The organism is Uliginosibacterium silvisoli, assembly GCF_036017035.1.
In the GTDB taxonomy this organism is placed as follows: Bacteria; Pseudomonadota; Gammaproteobacteria; order Burkholderiales; family Rhodocyclaceae; genus Viridibacterium; species Viridibacterium silvisoli.
In genome coordinates this window covers 1,128,184-1,142,038 of record NZ_JAYXHS010000002.1, presented here as the reverse complement: position 1 = coordinate 1,142,038, position 13,855 = coordinate 1,128,184, and the positions used below count along the sequence as shown (strand labels likewise).

Genomic DNA, 13,855 nt, shown 5'->3' with positions numbered 1-13,855 from the left:
GTCAATCTGCTCAACAGCGGTTCGACCCTCACCTTCCAGGTGGGCGCCGGCACGACGACCAACGACCAGATCACCGTGAGCACGACCGATATCCGCGCATCGACGCTGGCCATCGACTCCGCTTCGATCCAGATCTCCGCCGCTTCGCTGGCGCTGGCTGCGATCACCAACCTCGACTCGGCAATCAATACGATCACGACGACCCGCGCCCGCTTCGGCGCCGCGTTGAATCGCACCTCGGCGGTTGTCTCCTCGCTGCAGGTTGCAGTGGAGAACCAATCGGCCGCACGTGGGCGAATCGTCGATGCGGACTTCGCGTCGGAAACTGCCAACCTGTCGCGTAGCCAGATCCTGCAGCAAGCCGGTACGGCGATGCTGGCGCAGGCGAACAGCTTGCCGCAGCAAGTCTTGAGTCTGTTGCGCTAATAGGCAAACGAAGCAGTCTGAAAAGCCCGCGACAACGCGGGCTTTTTTACGTCTACGCCGCCCCGGTCATGCCGTGGGCGGCGTTTTCACGTGTGCGCATCTCATCGCGCAGCAGCGCCTCTCGCTTCGGCGTTGCCGCCTGCCCGAAATGCCCGGCAAAAAATGCCGGAGCGGCGAAACATGTATGTGCGCCCGGCATGTTTTGACGCGCACACCCCCTCCATTGCGCCTTTGAAAACAAAAAAGCAGCGCAAACCCCCTTCAATTCCACTCCGTTGCAAAACTGGCCCGGTCTTTGCTGAATGGGTATCGAGCCGATCACGAAGCCCTCTCGCCAGAGCGCCGCGATTCAGCCTGACGGAGATGTCATTGCCATATATGGCAAAGTCATTTGCAGAAGCGGCCTTGCCAAGGTTTCCGTCGGAATTATTTGTTAAATGCATTCATGGAGGAATGTAACCATGGCAATGACCATCAACACCAATGTGGCATCTCTCAATGCCCAGCGGAATCTGAACGGAACAAAGGAGTCTTTGGCAACTTCGCTGCAACGGCTGTCATCCGGCCTGCGCATCAACAGCGCCAAGGACGATGCAGCAGGTCTGGCGATCGCGGAACGTATCAACTCGCAGGTGCGTGGCTTCAACGTTGCAATCCGCAACTCCAATGACGCCATCTCGCTGATGCAGGTTGCAGACGGTGGTGCTTCGCAGATCTCTGACAACTTGCAGCGGATGCGTGAGCTGGCCGTGCAGGCAGCCAACGGTACGCTCAACTCGGGTGACCGTCAGAATCTCGCAGTTGAATTCACCGCACTGTCGAACGAAGTCGGCCGCCTCAGCCAGGCAACGCGCTACAACAATGTCGAGCTGCTCAACAGCGCTGCTTCGACCTTCACCTTCCAGGTGGGCGCCGGCACGACAGCCAATGACCAGGTCACGGTCAGCACGGTGGACCTGCGTGCATCTGTCCTCGCAGTCGATTCGGCCACGATTTTCATCTCGACCGCATCGCAAGCGCTCGACGCGATCACCAATCTCGACTCGGCGATCAACACCATCACCACCGCGCGTGCCGGTTACGGCGCCGCGATGAACCGTACCGAGGCAGTGATTTCTTCGCTGCAGATCGCGTCGGAAAACCAGTCCGCAGCACGGGGCCGCATCATTGATGCCGACTTCGCGATGGAAACGGCAAATCTGTCTCGCTCACAGATTCTGCAACAGGCCGGCACGGCCATGTTGGCCCAGGCCAACGCGTTGCCGCAGCAGGTATTGCAACTGCTGCAAGGTTAAGGCGGTAGCTCCATCTACCGCCGCGCGGGGATCACTTACCGGTGATCCCCGCGTTCCGCTATTGAAGAATGACAAATGGTTGTCAGTCTTCAAAAACCTCCGGGTAACGCTTTGCCAGCTCTGGCAGCGATTGCAGGATTTCGTGGTGATGCATCCGCATTGCCGACTCGGCCACCTCGGGCTGCCCGGCCTCGATGGCATCCAGAATCTCCCGGTGTTGCGCAATCAGCCTCGAGACAGGCGTGGCTGAATCGAAACTGAGATAGCGCACGCGATCCATCTGCGCTTTGATCTGATCCACCACACGCCATGCATGCTCGCGCTGTACAGCTGCGGCGATTGCATGATGAAAGTGTTCGTCGAGCATCAGGAAGCTTGCGTTGTCACCGGATGCAACCTGGCTTTGTTGGGCAATTGCGTCGCGCAGGATTTCAACCAGCGCAGCTCTGGCTGGCGCATCCAGTGCCGCTGCTTCGCGCACCACTGCCACCTCGATGGCCTCGCGCACGAACCGCCCATCCATGACATCACGAATGGAGATCTTGACGACAAAGGTGCCTCGCTGCGGCAGGACCACGACGAGACGCTCCTGTGCAAGACGGATGAAAGCCTCACGCACGGGCTGCCGGCTGACTTCGTAGCGCGTCGCGATATCCGTCTCGGACAAAGCCTGCCCGGGGCGGATTTCACCGGTCACGATGGCGGTACGCAACTGTTCATGCAACTGCGCGCCAATGGAAGCGACAGACATGGACCGCCGTTGCTTCATTTGTGGTTCAGCAGACATATCACCTCTTATCTTTCGCGTCCCTCGCGAATGCCAGAACCTATGATTCCGGGACAGACTTGATCAATCCACGCTCGCTGCTATACTACCATACAAGTTGTTCCGACAAGCCTTGTGGTTGCACTGAAGGAGTAGAGAAAGCATGAAGATGAGTTTCCGCTGGTATGGCGATACCGATCCCGTCAAGCTCGAATACATCCGCCAGATTCCTGGCATCCACAGCATCGTTTCGGCGATCTACGACGTGCCTGTCGGCGAAGTCTGGCCGATCGATAAGCTGCAAGCGCTCAAGGCGCGCATCGAATCCGTCGGCCTGAAATTCGATGTCGTCGAGAGCATCCCGGTTCATGAAGACATCAAGCAGGGCAAGCCCACGCGCGACCGCCTGATCGCCAATTTCCAGCAGAACATCCGCAACTGCGCCGCAGTGGGCGTGAAGGTCATCTGCTACAACTTCATGCCGGTCTTCGACTGGACGCGCACCAGCGTCGGCACCGTACTGCCGGATGGCTCGACCACCCTCTCCTTCGACGCGAGCCAGGTGCAGGAGATCGACCCCGAGCAAGGCATCTCCCTTCCCGGCTGGGATGCCAGCTACAAACCCGAAGAACTCAAGAAGGTGCTCGCCGAATACAAGGACATCGGCGAGGAACAGTTGTGGGCCAATCTCGAGTACTTCCTCAAGAAGATGATCCCCGTTGCAGAGGAAGCCGGTGTGCGCATGGGCATGCATCCGGACGATCCTCCGCGCCCGATCTTCGGCCTGCCACGCATCGTCAAGAATCGCGATGACCTGATGCGTCTCGTGAAGATGGTCGACTCGCCCGCCAACGGCATCACGCTGTGTTCGGGCTCGCTCGGCGCCGACCTGTGCAACAACATCGAATCGCTGGTGCACGAGTTCGGCGGCATGGGCCGCATCCCCTTCGGCCACCTGCGTAATGTCGCAGTCGAAGAAGACGGCACTTTCTACGAATCGGCCCACCTGTCATGCGAGGGCTCGCTCGACATGGCGAAGATCCTGAAGGCGTATCACGACGTTGACTTCGATGGTTACGTACGCCCTGACCACGGCCGTATGATCTGGGGTGAAACCGGCAAGCCCGGCTACGGCCTCTACGATCGCGCACTCGGCGTCGTGTATCTGAACGGCCTGTGGGAAGCCATCACCAAGTTCGTTCCCGCCGAGCACGCCTGACCGACGCCATAGCACGGCGCACCGGCTGCATCTCATCCCGAAGACCTCCCGCTACGGCGGGAGCGACAGACCCTTTGCCATCACCAAGGAATCTGCATGACCGCTTTCGCTCCACTGCCATTCGATATCGATTTGAAGAACAAGGTCGCCGTGGTCACCGGCGGTGCCGGCGTGCTCGGTGCCGCCATGTGTCGGGCGCTCGCCCAATGCGGTGCCAAGGTCGTGATCATCGGACGTGATCTGGCGAAGGCCGAGCGCCTCGCCGAGTCCATCAACAACACCGGCGGTTTTGCGCAAGGCATGTCCTGTGACGTGCTTGATCGCGGAGCTCTCGAGAACGCCGCCGCACACATTGCCAGCACGCTCGGGCCGTGCGACATCCTCATCAACGGCGCAGGCGGCAATCACCCCAAGGGCATCACCGGCCAGGAGTACTTCGACGCAGAAACAGCCGGCAAGGATGCATCGCAAAGCAGCTTCTTCGATCTGGACATGGAAGGCTTCAAGTTCGTCTTCGACCTCAACCTGATGGGCACACTCCTGCCCAGCCAGGTCTTCGCGAAGCAGATGCTTGGCCGCAGCGGTTGCAGCATCATCAACATCTCATCCATGAGCGCCTATCGCCCGCTCACCAAGGTTGCGGCCTACAGCGGCGCCAAGGCCGCGGTGAGCAATTTCACGCAATGGCTGGCGGTGCACCTTGGTCAATCCGGCATCCGCGTGAATGCCATCGCGCCCGGCTTCTTCATCACCGAGCAGAACCAGAAGCTGATGCTGCAAGAAGATGGCAGCTTCACACCTCGCGCGCAGAAGGTCATCGCGCAGACGCCGATGCGCCGTTTTGGCGACGCGTCGGAACTGATCGGAGCGCTGCTGTGGCTGGTCGAAGCCAAGGCCTCGGGCTTCGTTACCGGCGCCATCATTCCAGTGGATGGCGGCTTCTCCGCCTATGCGGGCGTCTGACAACGCCTTCGCTACGCGCAAATTGGGGGCCATCCCGCCCCCTGCTTTACGCAACAACAATGGGAGCCTGCAGATAGGCTAGCTGCCATCATTAACCGGCACGTGCCGACGGCGAAGACCGCGGTGTCTCTGCCGTTTTCCACGTCTGGGAACAATGCCGTGAACAACAAGAAGATCAATGTCGGCTTCGTAATGTTCGAACCGCGCTCCGGCGCCTTCGTTTGGACGCTGGGCGAAAACTGCTTGCGTACGGACGCCCTGCGACGTGGCATGGAGTTCACGACCGTATCGGTCCGCACCGTCGAAGAGCAGGCAACGGAATTGTTCGCCCTCCTCGACAAGGGCATGGACGCCATCATTCTCAAGCCGATGGCGCGCAACCACCCTGGCATCTCTGCCTTCATTGCCAAGGCTCATGCTTCAGGCATCCCCGTCATCAGCCTGGACTCACCGCTCGAAGACGAGGGGCTGCTGTGCACCGTTGGCTCCGACAATGCCAAAGGTCAGGCAATGGTCGCGGAATACGTATTCAAGCATCTCGAAGGGCGCGGCAAGGTCGCGTACTTCCGTGGCGATGAGCGTGTCCCCGCTGGCGCAACCCGAACGCGCAGCTTCCACGAGACCCTGACTCGTTATCCCGGCATCGAAGTCGCCTACGAGAACATGCTCGACTGGGTTGCGCAGATTTCGCGCCGCGAACAAGGCGCGCAGTTCATGCGTGAAGTGCTCCAGAAAGCGCCGGACGTCGTTGCCGTGATTTCCACTACCGACGAAGGTGCGCTGGGGGCGATGGATGTCATCCTCGAACGCGGCCTGTCGAAGAAAATTCTCGTCGCTGGTTTCGATGGCATTCCAGGCACGCTGATGGCCATCCGCGAACGCACCATGGAAGTCAGTGTGCGCCAGCTGCCACGCCTCATCGCCACGCGCTTGCTCGATACGCTGGAAGCCGCCCTGCGGGGCGAGGCCGTACCAAAGATCGTGCCCGTAGACGTCGAGCTCGTCACCGAAGATGGCGTCGACAGCTCGGCACTGGACTCCCTGCAGATGATCCCCGGCCTGATCCTGCACCTTGCTTCGAATCACGAAGAGCAACGCGTGCTGCAGCAAGCCGTGATCTCCACGCAACAGAACATTCTCGAAACAGTCGCCGCCGTCTCCTCGGCGGTGAGCAGCATCCGCGAGCCCGGCGAAATGATGAAGCAGGTCGTCAATCTGCTGACGCGGCGTTTCAGCCTGCATTGCGCCAGCCTGTATTCGATCGACCCTACTACCGAGGCATCCGACGGCCAGCCCGTCATCCAGCTCAAGGCCAACAGCAGCGACGGCAATGGCGGCCACCACGCGTGCGGCCCAAGCCGCCAGACCGCTGAATGTCTGCGCACGGGCCAACACATGGTCGGCCACACCGAGGCGGGCGCAGGTGACGGCGAACGCAGCTACGCCGAACTGGTGTTGCCCTTGAAATCCAGCGCGCATGTCACGGGCATTCTCGTCCTGCAAAGCGCCAACCCGCGTGCATTCAATGCTGAAGTTGTCTCCGTGATGCAGGCCATCGCCCAGCAGATTGCTGTCGCGATGGACAATGCGGACCTGCATCGCGAAACCGTCCTGAGCGCCCAACAGCAAGAGCAAAGCCGCGAAAAACTGATGATCGCCGAGAAGATGGCCTCACTCGGTCGCCTCACAGCAGGCATCGCCCACGAGATGAACACACCGCTTGCCGCGGTACGCGCAGCAGTACTGGAGCTGGAAAGCCTGGTGACTGAATACCGCGACTCGATCGGCGACGACAGCGTCAACGACGACGACCACCGCGAGATTGCCGCCGAGATGTCCAAAGCCATCAGCCTCGCCAGTGGCGCAGCCGAACGCGCGGCTGGCTTCGTGCGTGGCGTGAAATCACAGACGCGCGATCTGAGTTCGCAGCAGCTCGTGAATTTCAATGTGGTGACGACCATTCAGGATGCAATCCTGCTGCTCAGCCACACCCTGCGTGAGAAAAACTGCAAGCTTGAACTGCAGAAGCGTGCGGACGATCTGCAGGTGCACGGCTCGCCGGGTCGGCTGGCGCAGGTCATCACCAACCTCATCACCAACGCTGTCGACGCAAGCGCTGCCACCATCGCCCGTGATGGTGGCGCCAGGATCGAGATCTCGCTCGAGCAGGAAGATCGCTTTGTGGTGATGCGTGTCAAGGATCAGGGCAGCGGCATTCCACCTGAGGTGTTGCCACGAATCTTCGAGCCCATGTTCTCGACGAAGAAATTCGGAGACGGCACAGGCCTCGGGCTCACCATCGTCAATGACATCGTCACCGGCGACTTCAAGGGCTCGATCGAAATCGACAGCACGGTTGGGCAAGGCACGACTTTCATCGTACGTCTGGCTCGCCCCAGCTGAGCGGAAACAAAAAACGGAGGCCGCAGCCTCCGTTCGGTACTTCTTGCGACTCGCACGCAAGGCTTATGAAAAAGCCTTCCACTGCAAAGGCTCGCTGCTGAAGGCACAGCTCCCCCCAGTGTGCTTTGCCTTGTACAAGGCCCGGTCGGCAGCATCGATCAGCTGCTTGGCCATGTCGTCGAAATAGGCCGCAGGAATCGGTTTCGGAATATCGGCAACGTCAAAGTCATGTGCTTCCAACAAGCTCACGCCGATGCTCCCCGCCACTGACCACCGACCATTCGGGCCCTCGACGCTCTCGCTACGAAGCAACTCGAGGATCCTTTCGGCCAGCAGCTCGCCGCCTTGCGGGCCGGGCTCGTGCAGCACGATGGCAAACTCGTCACCGCCATAGCGCCCGCAGATATCCGTATCGCGCAGCACTCGACGCAGCACGCTCCCCATCGCCGCCAGCGCACCATCTCCACCGAGGTGACCCATGGTGTCGTTGATCTGCTTGAGCTTGTCCATATCCACCATGAGGATGGACAGGGTGTACTTCTTGCGGAACGCTGCGCGCAACTCGCGGAGCAGCCACTGCTCGAAGAAGCGGCGGACATAAACACCCGTCAACGGATCCAGCGTTGCCATCTCGTATAGCTGCGAGTTGTGGATCGCTACCGCAGCCTGATTCGCAAACACCTGCAGCAATTCGAGGTCGCGGCTCAAGCTCACCGCACGATCGAGATAGACCACGCCGATGACGGCCGGGCCCACACAGAGCGGCACGATGGTCGTTCCATCCACGGCACGGATCTCGTTCTGCTGCACCGTCGTGCGTACGTTGCTCAACTCCTGCTCGTTGAGACACTCCATCGCGCTCTTGAAGCCATGAAAGCGTCCGGTACTCGCCTGGATCGCCAGCTCGGTCTCATCAACCAGCATTGCCAGGAAACCTTCCGATTTCGGTTCTTCGGGAATCTGGACGCCATTGCCATGGGTGTTGATGGCGAGAAAGGAATTCACATTACCAAGCAGGCCCGAGATCTGCAGGATGATGCCTTGCAGCAGTTCGTTCAGTGGCTGGATCTTGTGCAGCTCAGGCGTTGCATTGAGGATGAAGCGCAGCCCTTCACGGCTGTTGCGCAATAGCTGGACGGCATACGCGGCCTTGAGGCCGACATCGGTCCACATCAAGAGCTTCTCAGGGCCCTCGCTCTTGTCGTGGTAGCCCTGGATATCAAGGCGCTTGAGCAAGGCACGTGGCGGCTGCTCGCTGGCGTACCCCGTTTGCAGGATGACCTGCACATTCGTGTTGAATTTACGCAGCTCGATAACGGTTTCCTCGCCCGTCATGCCGGGCATGAAGTAGTCAAGCAACAACAGATCGATCTGGCGGGAGCGCAGTACTTCCAGCGCCTTGGCGCCCGAGTCGGCCCAGACAACTGTGTGCCCTTCCCGTTCGAGCAGCGTGACGGTGGTCTGCGCGTAGTCCGGATCATCCTCAGCCAGCAGGATGGTCCAGTTCGAGGCGCTCTCCCCTTTTGTCTTTCGAGCCATTAGGCACAGTCTCCAATTACTGATTTCATGATTCGCGCGATGTACGCCCGTGCAAGACGCCATCCGCTTGTTATGTATTTATTGTTTATGTGACGCTGCTGGCAACAGCTGCCAGGAGCGATGCTCACTGCTCAGCCCATGGCCAGGAGCGCTTTGACGCTCAGTGCAAGCAACGGCATTTTTCTGCAAGTCATGATGCCTCGGTGCCCAACTGATACACATCGACACATTGCTGCAGCAGCAAAAAAGCGTTGTCAGCGCCGAGGGATGGCGTGACACTCTTTCACTCAGATCAAGGCGCTGTCGGTTTGTCAGACATATAGTGCCACGACTATAATTAGTCAGACTTGTGGACCTGAAATTCGGCGACACCCGCAAGGCAACGGAGATACACAAAATGGCCAAGGCATTCATGGACGAGCACTTCCTGCTCGAATCCCCCACCGCACAAAAGCTGTACCACGAATACGCTGCTCCGCAGCCCATCATTGACTACCACTGTCACCTGCCACCTGCTGAGGTCGCGGAAAACAAGCAGTTCCGCAATATCACCGAGATCTGGCTCGGCGGCGATCACTACAAGTGGCGCTTCATGCGCTCATCCGGCGTCACGGAAGACTTCATCACCGGTAACCAGCCCGACCAGGCCAAGTTCCGCAAATTCTGCGAAGTGCTGCCAATGGGAGTGGGCAATCCGCTCTACCACTGGAGCCACCTCGAGCTGCAACGCTACTTCGGCACGAAGACACTGGTCAGCGCTGCAACGGCCGACGAGTTGTGGGAAGTATGCAACGCACAGATCAGCAAGCCGGAATTGTCCGCACGCGGCCTGATGCAGCGCTCGAATGTGCGCGTTGTATGCACGACCGATGACCCGATCGACGATCTGGCGCACCACAAGGCTGCAGCCGCCGACGGCACCTTCAAGTCGAAGATGCTGCCGACCTTCCGCCCGGACAAATCCTTCAACATCGACCGCGCCGGCTTCCAGGATTACATCCCCAAGCTCGCCGCCGTATCGGGCATCGCCATCAACAACTTCGGCGATCTGCTCAAGGCGCTCAACGCGCGCCTCGACTATTTCGCTGCACATGGTTGCAAGCTGTCCGACCATGCCATCGACATCGCCTTCTTCGAAACGGCGACGGAAGACGAACTGTCGCAGACTCTCGCCAAGGCCATGAGCCACACGGCCGTGACGAAGCTGGAGGCCGACAAGTTCAAGACGGCCATCATGCTGCACCTCGGTCGCGAATACGCACGTCGTGGCTGGGCGATGCAGTTGCACATCGGCGCGCAGCGCAACAACAACACGCGCATGTTCAAGACCCTCGGCCCGGACACAGGCTGGGACTCGATCAGCGATGACCTGATCTCCGCCAAGATCGCTCGCTTCCTCGACGCGCTCGACGGCGACGATCTGCTTCCCAAGACCATCATGTACAACCTGAACCCGATGCACAACGAGGTTCTGGCCACTATGATCGGCAACTATCAGGACGGTAAGTTCAAGGGCAAGATGCAGTTCGGCTCCGGCTGGTGGTTCCTCGACCAGAAGGACGGCATGCTGCGTCAGCTGACGGCGTTGTCGCAACTTGGCAACCTCGGCGCCTTCGTCGGCATGCTGACCGACTCGCGCAGTTTCCTGTCATACACACGTCACGAATACTTCCGCCGCATCCTGTGCAACCTCATTGGTGGCTGGGTCGAGAACGGCGAGTATCCGCAAGACTGGAAGTTGCTGAAGACTGCAGTGGAAGATATCTGCTACAACAACGCGGAGCGTTATTTCCAGCTCGGCTGATGTTTCTGGGTTGGCAAGAAAAAGCCCTGGTCGCGAAAGCGCCAGGGCTTTTTTTGTTGCGGCCGGCCTTCTACCGCTGGGGTGGCCCTGACGGCGCGGAACCACGTGGAGGCAAGCCGCCCACCTGCGGGATTGTGCGCGGCCCGGAAGGAAGCGGCTCGGAAGGAGGGGCCATGCCAGCGGAGTTTTCCCGGACGCCCTCGTTCATGATGTCCTCTTCGGCACGATGATTCAGCACCACGATGCTGATGCGTCGATTGGCCGCGCTGAAGGGGTCGCTTCTATCTAGCGGCAGGATGGAAGCCTGACCAAGCACGCGAATGATCCGCTCCTTGTCCAGCCCGCCGACAATGAGCTCTCGGCGTGCCGCGTTCGCACGGTTGGCAGAAAGCTCCCAGTTTGAAAACCCAGCCGCGCTGCCAGCGTACTGCGCCGCATCGGTGTGGCCCGAAATACTCAACCGACTGCCAAAGCGATTCAACTCCTGCCCGAGCGCGCGCAGGATCACTCGCGTATAGGGCTTCAACTCCGCGCTGGAGGTATCAAACATCGGGCGATTCTGTTCGTCGACAATCTGGACGCGCAGGCCATCCGGCGTCATGTCGAGCAATAGCTGATTCTTGAACTGCCGGAGATCGGGGCTAGCCTCGATGATGGCTTCAATACGCTCCTTCAGCTCCTGCAGGCGGCTACGCTCAACCCTTTCCACCTCCATCTTCTTGCTGTCCGGAATCGCATCAGGCACATCGAAGTTCTTGCCCTTGTCCACCGCAAATTTTGTGTTCTGCGTTTGCTCCGGCGGCGTCACGATGATCTTGGACATCACTCGCTTCTGCTTGAAATCACTCCGTGCAGAATCTCCGATGGTCTTGGTCAGATCCGATCCCCCGCCTTCCAGCGGCGAAGCGGATGCCCCCGTACCCGGGCCGCCATTCAAGGACAGCCGCAAGGGGTTCTGGAAATAATCGGCAATACCTTTGAGGTCACCCTTTGTGGTGGAACCCAACAACCACATCAACAGGAAGAAAGCCATCATGGCCGTCACGAAGTCGGCGTAGGCAATTTTCCACGCGCCGCCGTGCGCACCGCCGCCGCCCTTCTTGATGCGTTTTACAACGATGGGTTGCTGATTGTTATCGGCCATGGTCCGCAGTCAGTGATTCTTGAGGATAAGAAGAGCCGGATCACTTGCCCTTGCGGCTCTTGATCTCTTCTTCCAGCTCCTTGAAGCCAGGGCGATCACCTGAGTAAAGCACTTTACGGCCGAATTCAACGGCCACCTGCGGCGCATAACCATTCATGCTGGCAAGCAACACGACCTTCATGCACTGGTAGAGCTTGCCGTCCTCTTCCACGATCTGTTCAAGCTGGCTGGCAACCGGCGCCACAAATCCATACGCGATCAAGATGCCGAGGAAGGTACCCACCAAGGCGCCACCAATCATCTTGCCAAGCACTGCAGGAGGCTCGCCCACCGAGCCCATCACGTTCACCACGCCCATCACCGCAACCACGATACCGAATGCAGGTGTCGCGTCCCCCACCTTGGCAACGATGTGCGGCGCCTGGTGCGCCTCGTGATGGTGAGTCTCGATTTCCACATCCATCAGGTTCTCGAGCTCAAAGGCATTGAGATTGCCGCCTACCATCATGCGCAGATAGTCGGTGAGGAACTCAACCGCGTGGTGGTCATGCAGGAAATTTGGGTACTTGGACAGAATCGCACTGCTTTCCGGGTTCTCGATGTCGTTCTCGATCGACATCAAGCCTTCCTTGCGGACCTTGGCCAGGATCTCGAACATCATGGCCAGCACATCTACATAGAGGGCCTTGTTCTTGCCGGAGCCCTTGAAGACTTTCGGCAGCGCCCCTACCGTCGCCTTGATCGCCTTCGGACCGTTGCCTGCAATGAAGCCCCCTATCGTCAAACCGACGATGGCGATGTACTCCATAGGCACCCACAACGAGGCAAGACTGCCGTGAACCGAGTACGTGCCCAACGCTGCCGCGAGAATGACGACGTAGCCAATTATCAAAAACATCTTTTTTGATCCCGCAACGAGTGAATGCAGCGCCTGAGAAAATATTGCCTGTCCCTGTTGGGTATCGGCACCACATCTGCAAACTTAAGAAAACCAGAACACCTGACGGCCTCTTGCAACGATGGAGCAGTAGACAAAAAAACCGCCAGACAAGCCGGCGGTTCGTAACTCCCCGCAATGCAGGGAGGAGGTCAGACAGGAGAGAGACTACATTCGATGCATTGTCACCATCAGACAGCAATCTTGAGATCGTCGGTCACGCGAGCCGTTGCACGCTTGCCCTTGCCAGCGCGAGCCGGGATGTGGCACAGACCGCAGACATAGCCTTGGGTAGGATCGTATGCATGCGCCACGAAACCGCCCGTGCATTTCGTACAGCAAGCCAGTTGCAGCATCTTCGCCTCGAAGAAACGCACCAGCGTCCAGGCACGGGTCAAGCTCAGCACTTGATCCAGATCGTTCGAGACCACGTGGTCACGATACATACGGAAGGCCTTCAACGTTGCATCCAGGCCGCTGAGCTTGGTGTTCTTGGTGATGAAGCCGCGGAACGACATGAACAGAGATGCGTGCACGTTCTGCTGCCATGGAATGAACCAGTCAGTCGAGAAAGGCAGCATGCCCTTCGGTGGTGATTCCTGACGGATTTCCTTGTACAGCTTGAGCAGGCGCTCACGCGACAGGCCGGTTTCGGATTCGAGCATCTGCATGCGCGCACCGAGCTCAATCATTTCCATAGCGAGCTGGGTTTCGCGGGCATCCTGGACGAGGCTTTTCATACGCATGTCATTCTCCTCAGGCGATGTGGCCAACTGGCGTTGCTGCTGCCAGGATGGTTGCGTGGATGCGCGCAGCCTGATTGTCGCGATCGTGGTTGGACAGGAGGTTCAGCAGGAGAGTGTCATCGAAGCGGAACTGGCAGATCAGCATGTCGCCGGTCGCCATGCGCAGGATCTGGCCTGGCGACAGCTTGCTGATCATGTCAGCCACGTCTTCACCGACACCGAGTTTCAACATGGCTACTTCGCGATCTGCGCTCAGCATCTGCTGCGCCAACATGAGGTAGGCGAGATTCAGTTCCTTGATCTCGTCGTTGATGTTCGATGTCGTCATTTGTGGCCCCTCTGCTTGTTCAGCGGCGTAAAGGTGTTACGCCATGGAGTGCATTGTTCCCACAAGGGCAACGTCCTCCAATCAGGGTCACGCGGAAAATGATGTAGCAAGGCGAGAACAACCCATTGTAGGAGCTTGTCCTACAAGGGTTATCCTCGCCCTGTAATCTGGCAAGAAGGAAGATGGTTTTCAGATGTCTGCCAACACTACGGCGAAACCCGTAGGTGGCTTTAGGAAAAAAAATAAAAGTTACGTAAATAACTGTTTATTAAAATATATTTTTAT

At 58.8% G+C, this 13,855-nt stretch carries 13 protein-coding genes; 6 read left to right on the top strand and 7 right to left on the bottom strand.

Annotation, left to right across the window (positions count from 1 at the left end; genetic code table 11):
- Nucleotides 1–426: flagellin (locus tag VVD49_RS14840; RefSeq protein ID WP_327599956.1), on the top strand; the 426-nt coding region annotated here is incomplete at its 5' end.
- 52 nt (nt 427–478) lie between these two features.
- Here VVD49_RS14840 and VVD49_RS14835 read toward each other — a convergent pair.
- Entirely contained in the window at nt 479–748 is a 270-nt protein-coding gene (locus VVD49_RS14835; RefSeq protein WP_327599955.1) for a hypothetical protein, read from the bottom strand.
- Between the two features lie 139 nt (nt 749–887).
- Here VVD49_RS14835 and VVD49_RS14830 point away from each other — a divergent pair, with 139 nt between their 5' ends.
- Complete coding sequence (locus VVD49_RS14830) at nt 888–1,721, top strand: flagellin N-terminal helical domain-containing protein (protein ID WP_327599954.1); 834 nt, start codon at nt 888–890, stop codon at nt 1,719–1,721.
- An 82-nt stretch (nt 1,722–1,803) separates the two neighbouring features.
- On the opposite strand, the gene VVD49_RS14825 is transcribed toward VVD49_RS14830, so the two are convergent.
- Nucleotides 1,804–2,472 (bottom strand): GntR family transcriptional regulator, encoded by a 669-nt coding sequence (locus VVD49_RS14825; protein ID WP_327599953.1) that lies wholly within the window; start codon nt 2,470–2,472, stop codon nt 1,804–1,806.
- Nucleotides 2,473–2,650: 178 nt separating this feature from the next.
- Between VVD49_RS14825 and uxuA the strand changes: the two genes are divergently transcribed.
- From uxuA to VVD49_RS14810, 3 genes are all read left to right on the top strand, one after another.
- Complete coding sequence (gene uxuA / locus VVD49_RS14820) at nt 2,651–3,706, top strand: mannonate dehydratase (RefSeq protein WP_327599952.1); 1,056 nt, start codon at nt 2,651–2,653, stop codon at nt 3,704–3,706.
- 96 nt (nt 3,707–3,802) lie between these two features.
- A complete protein-coding gene (locus VVD49_RS14815; RefSeq protein ID WP_327599951.1) occupies nt 3,803–4,669 on the top strand; it encodes an SDR family oxidoreductase in 867 nt (288 codons plus the stop codon).
- Nucleotides 4,670–4,828: 159 nt separating this feature from the next.
- Nucleotides 4,829–7,072, top strand: coding sequence for a substrate-binding domain-containing protein (locus VVD49_RS14810; RefSeq protein WP_327599950.1), 2,244 nt, complete (start codon nt 4,829–4,831; stop codon nt 7,070–7,072).
- A 63-nt stretch (nt 7,073–7,135) separates the two neighbouring features.
- Here the strand turns inward: VVD49_RS14810 and VVD49_RS14805 are convergent, their stop codons facing one another.
- The gene (locus VVD49_RS14805; RefSeq protein ID WP_327599949.1) at nt 7,136–8,611 is read right to left on the bottom strand and encodes a GGDEF domain-containing response regulator; all 1,476 of its coding nucleotides are present in this window, start codon (nt 8,609–8,611) and stop codon (nt 7,136–7,138) included.
- Between the two features lie 397 nt (nt 8,612–9,008).
- Between VVD49_RS14805 and uxaC the strand changes: the two genes are divergently transcribed.
- Nucleotides 9,009–10,415 (top strand): glucuronate isomerase, encoded by a 1,407-nt coding sequence (gene uxaC, locus VVD49_RS14800; protein WP_327599948.1) that lies wholly within the window; start codon nt 9,009–9,011, stop codon nt 10,413–10,415.
- A 70-nt stretch (nt 10,416–10,485) separates the two neighbouring features.
- Here uxaC and motB read toward each other — a convergent pair whose 3' ends face one another.
- From motB to flhD, 4 genes are all read right to left on the bottom strand, one after another.
- Entirely contained in the window at nt 10,486–11,559 is a 1,074-nt protein-coding gene (gene motB / locus VVD49_RS14795; protein WP_327599947.1) for a flagellar motor protein MotB, read from the bottom strand.
- A gap of 40 nt (nt 11,560–11,599) precedes the next feature.
- Entirely contained in the window at nt 11,600–12,457 is an 858-nt protein-coding gene (motA, locus tag VVD49_RS14790; protein ID WP_327599946.1) for a flagellar motor stator protein MotA, read from the bottom strand.
- 230 nt (nt 12,458–12,687) lie between these two features.
- Nucleotides 12,688–13,242: a flagellar transcriptional regulator FlhC gene (gene flhC, locus VVD49_RS14785; RefSeq protein ID WP_327599945.1), complete on the bottom strand. Its 555-nt coding sequence runs from the start codon at nt 13,240–13,242 to the stop codon at nt 12,688–12,690.
- A 10-nt stretch (nt 13,243–13,252) separates the two neighbouring features.
- Nucleotides 13,253–13,570 (bottom strand): flagellar transcriptional regulator FlhD, encoded by a 318-nt coding sequence (gene flhD / locus VVD49_RS14780; RefSeq protein ID WP_327599944.1) that lies wholly within the window; start codon nt 13,568–13,570, stop codon nt 13,253–13,255.
- Nucleotides 13,571–13,855 lie beyond the last annotated feature (285 nt).

Coding starts and splice junctions, on each gene's coding strand:
- VVD49_RS14830 (WP_327599954.1), top strand. CDS start 888: ATGGCAATGACCATCAACACCAATGTGGCATCTCTCAATGCCCAGCGG.
- VVD49_RS14825 (WP_327599953.1), bottom strand. CDS start 2,472: ATGTCTGTCGCTTCCATTGGCGCGCAGTTGCATGAACAGTTGCGTACC.
- uxuA (WP_327599952.1), top strand. CDS start 2,651: ATGAAGATGAGTTTCCGCTGGTATGGCGATACCGATCCCGTCAAGCTC.
- VVD49_RS14815 (WP_327599951.1), top strand. CDS start 3,803: ATGACCGCTTTCGCTCCACTGCCATTCGATATCGATTTGAAGAACAAG.
- VVD49_RS14805 (WP_327599949.1), bottom strand. CDS start 8,611: ATGGCTCGAAAGACAAAAGGGGAGAGCGCCTCGAACTGGACCATCCTG.
- uxaC (WP_327599948.1), top strand. CDS start 9,009: ATGGCCAAGGCATTCATGGACGAGCACTTCCTGCTCGAATCCCCCACC.
- motB (WP_327599947.1), bottom strand. CDS start 11,559: ATGGCCGATAACAATCAGCAACCCATCGTTGTAAAACGCATCAAGAAG.
- motA (WP_327599946.1), bottom strand. CDS start 12,457: ATGTTTTTGATAATTGGCTACGTCGTCATTCTCGCGGCAGCGTTGGGC.
- flhC (WP_327599945.1), bottom strand. CDS start 13,242: ATGCGTATGAAAAGCCTCGTCCAGGATGCCCGCGAAACCCAGCTCGCT.
- flhD (WP_327599944.1), bottom strand. CDS start 13,570: ATGACGACATCGAACATCAACGACGAGATCAAGGAACTGAATCTCGCC.